Raw genomic sequence first — 3,332 nt, 5'->3', positions numbered from 1 at the left:
ACTGGATGACCTTGAACGGTACCTCGCCGGCAAGGACCTCCTGGCCCAAGTAGTCCATGCGGACCTCGGCCTTAGCGCCTAGGCCCGGTCCCCACGCAAGTCACACCCAAGCCGCACCTACGGCAAACTTAAAACCCAGTACTAAAGGAGAACGCAATGAAGCGCACAACCCTCGCCGCAATCGCCCTCGCGGTGACTGCAGGGCTCGGACTCACCGGCTGCGCCGGCGCTGCCGGTCCCGCCGAACCGCAGGCGGCCGAAGGCAAGACCCGGCTGACCGTCTCGGTATGGAACTACGAGGGCACCCCGGAGTTCAAGGCCCTCTTTGACAGCTATGAGGCTGCCAACCCCAACGTGGACATTGAACCCGTGGACATCCTGGCCGACGACTACCCCCAGAAAGTCACCACCATGCTGGCCGGCGGCGACACCACCGACGTCCTCACCATGAAGAACGTGATCGACTACTCCCGCTACGCCAACAACGGCCAGCTCCAGGAAATCAACAGTGTGGTGGACAAGGTGGGCAAGGACAACCTCGCCGGCATGGACGCCTTCAACATCGACGGCAAGTACTTCGCAGCTCCCTACCGCCAGGACTTCTGGCTGCTGTACTACAACAAGGACCTGTTCAAGGCTGCCGGCATTGAAGATCCCAAGGACCTCACCTGGGAAAAGTACACCGAGATCGCCAAGCAGCTCTCCACCGAGGCCGGCGGCAAGAAGACCTACGGCACCTACCACCACATCTGGCGTTCAGTAGTCCAGGCCACTGCGGCGGCCCAGAACGGCGCCGACCAGAACAGCGGTGACTACGGCTTCATGGAGGACCAGTACAACACCGCACTGGACCTGCAGAAGTCCGGCGCCACCCTGGACTTCGGCACCGCCAAGAGCCAAAAGACCAGCTACCGCACCATGTTCGAGTCCGGACAAGCGGCCATGATGCCCATGGGCACCTGGTACATCGCCGGCATCCTGCAGGCCAAAAAGGACGCCAAAACCAACGTCAACTGGGGCTTGGCTCCAATGCCGCAGAAGAACGACGACGGCAAGGTCACCACGTTCGGTTCGCCCACGGCCTTCGCCGTGAACAAGAACGCTGCGCACTCCGATGAAGCCAAGAAGTTCATCGAGTGGGCAGCCGGCGAAGAAGGTGCCAAGGCGATCTCCAAGATCGGCGTAGTCCCGGCCCTGCAGAACGATGCCATCACCGCCGAGTACTTCAAGCTCGATGGCATGCCCACGGACGAGCTGTCCAAGAAAGCCTTCACCCCGGACACCACCGAACTGGAAATGCCCGTCAGCGACAAGTCCGCTGCAACGGACAAGATCCTCAACCAGGAGCACGACCTCATCATGGTCGGCGAGCGCTCCGTCAATGACGGCATCGCTGAGATGGGCAAGCGCGTCACCAGCGAAGTCCTGGGCAAGTAACGCCAGGCAAGTAGCTCTCCCCGGTTCCGGTGCTGCTTCCTTGAGGCGCAGCACCGGAACCCGGACCTGAAATCTCCGGATCCTGAAATGGAGGAACGCCCCCACCCGGGAGCGGTCATCATGACTACAGAAACAATCCCCCAGGCACCTGCCCCAGTGCAGAGCCGCGGCAACAGGAAGCAAGCCAGGCGTAACACGCTGATCGGCTGGACGTTCATCCTTCCGAACTTCCTAGGCTTCCTGGCCTTCACCCTCATTCCGGTCGTGGCCGCGTTTGCGCTCTCCTTCATGGAATGGACTTCCTTCAGCGCTCCCAAGTGGATTGGCCTGGCCAACTTCGAGCGCATGTTCGCCTCCGATTCGTTCTGGATCGCGTTGCGCAACACCGTTGTTTACGCCCTGGGCCACGTGCCGCTCACCATGGCCCTGGCACTGCTGCTGGCAATGCTGCTGAACCGCAAGCTCAAGGGCATCGGCTTCTTCCGGGTAGCCATCTTCTTCCCGTACATCACCTCTCTGGTGGCTGTGGCGGTGGTCTGGAACATGCTGTTCAGCCCGGACAGCGGTCCCATCAACCAGTTCCTCGGCGCAATCGGCATCGCCAACCCTCCCGGCTGGACCTCCAGCTCGGACTGGGCCATGCCGGCTGTGATCATCACCAGTGTGTGGCGCGATATGGGCTACTACATGGTCCTGTACTTGGCCGGACTTCAGGCGATCCCCACTGAGTTGTACGAAGCCGCCGAAGTTGACGGTGCCAGCGCCTGGCAGCGCTTCTGGAACGTCACCATCCCGTCCCTGCGACCCACCACGTTCTTTGTGGTGGTCATGCTGACGGTCTCCAGTTTCAAAGTGTTCGACCTCATTGTGGTCATGACCAACGGTGGCCCCGGACGGTCCACCACGGTGCTGTCCCAGCTGATCTACCAGGAAGGCATCGGCGAAGGTAAGTTCGGCTACTCCTCGGCAATCTCGCTGGTCCTGTTCATCATCGTGCTGACGGTTACCGTCCTGCAGTTCAAGATCCAACAGCGGAGGGAACGCTGATGACCAACATGGCCGAAGACCTCAAAGCCACTCATCTGGCGGATGCAGCTCCGTCTCCGTCGGGGGCACTTACTGCGGAAGACCGTCGTCGTACTGACCGCAGGCGTTCCCCGCGGGAGCAGAAGAAGCGGACCGCGAACATCGTGATCTACGGTGTCCTGGTGGTCCTGGTGGCGGCGCTGATGGTGCCGTTCATCTGGATGCTCTCTTCCTCGTTGAAGGAGAACAACCAGGTCCTCACCGTTCCCATCCAGTGGATTCCGCAGGAGTTCGTGTGGAGCAATTACACGGACATCTGGACCCGGATTCCCATGATGGGCTACTTGCAGAACTCGCTGTACCTCGCCGTGATCATCACCTGCCTGCAGGTCCTCACGGGCTCGCTGGCCGCCTACGGTTTCTCCAAGGTCCGCTTCCCCGGCCGCGACGTGCTGTTCCTGGCCTACATCGGCACCATCGCTGTCCCGTGGCAGGCGTACATGGTGCCGCAGTACATCATGATGCAGAACCTTGGCCTGACCAACAGCTTCAACGCCTTGATCCTGCTGCAGGCATTCGGCGCGTTCGGTGTGTTCCTGATGCGCCAGTACTACATGACCATCCCGGACGAACTCTGCGAAGCCGCCCGCATCGATGGCTTGAGCGAGTACGGCATCTGGGCCCGCGTGATCCTGCCACTGTCCAAGCCGGCCCTCGCCAGCCTGGCGCTGCTGACGTTCGTGAACACGTGGAACGACTACATGGGCCCGTTCATCTACCTCACGTCCAACCGCCTCTGGACTGTCCAGTTGGGCCTGCGGTCCTTCGTTGGCCAGTTCGACGCCGAATACGCCATGATCATGACCGGC

The 3,332-nt window shown here is 61.2% G+C and carries 3 protein-coding genes; all 3 read left to right on the top strand.

Translation table 11 applies throughout. From position 1 onward, the window contains the following. Positions 1-156: 156 nt before the first annotated feature. On the top strand, positions 157-1,437 hold the full coding sequence (locus HP499_RS22460; protein ID WP_172326301.1) for an ABC transporter substrate-binding protein: 1,281 nt from the start codon (positions 157-159) through the stop codon (positions 1,435-1,437). Positions 1,438-1,557: 120 nt separating this feature from the next. Then, positions 1,558-2,484 carry a carbohydrate ABC transporter permease gene (locus tag HP499_RS22455; RefSeq protein WP_024818234.1) on the top strand — a complete coding sequence of 309 codons (927 nt, stop codon included), beginning with the start codon at positions 1,558-1,560 and terminating at the stop codon, positions 2,482-2,484. Next, on the top strand, positions 2,484-3,332 hold an 849-nt coding region (locus HP499_RS22450), incomplete at its 3' end, for a carbohydrate ABC transporter permease (protein WP_172326300.1). The genes HP499_RS22455 and HP499_RS22450, both read left to right, overlap by 1 nt.

This window comes from Paenarthrobacter sp. CM16 (genome assembly GCF_013179505.1).
GTDB lineage: Bacteria > Actinomycetota > Actinomycetes > Actinomycetales > Micrococcaceae > Arthrobacter.
Note: the sequence above shows the minus strand (reverse complement) of the source record. Positions and strands in the feature narration are given on the sequence as shown.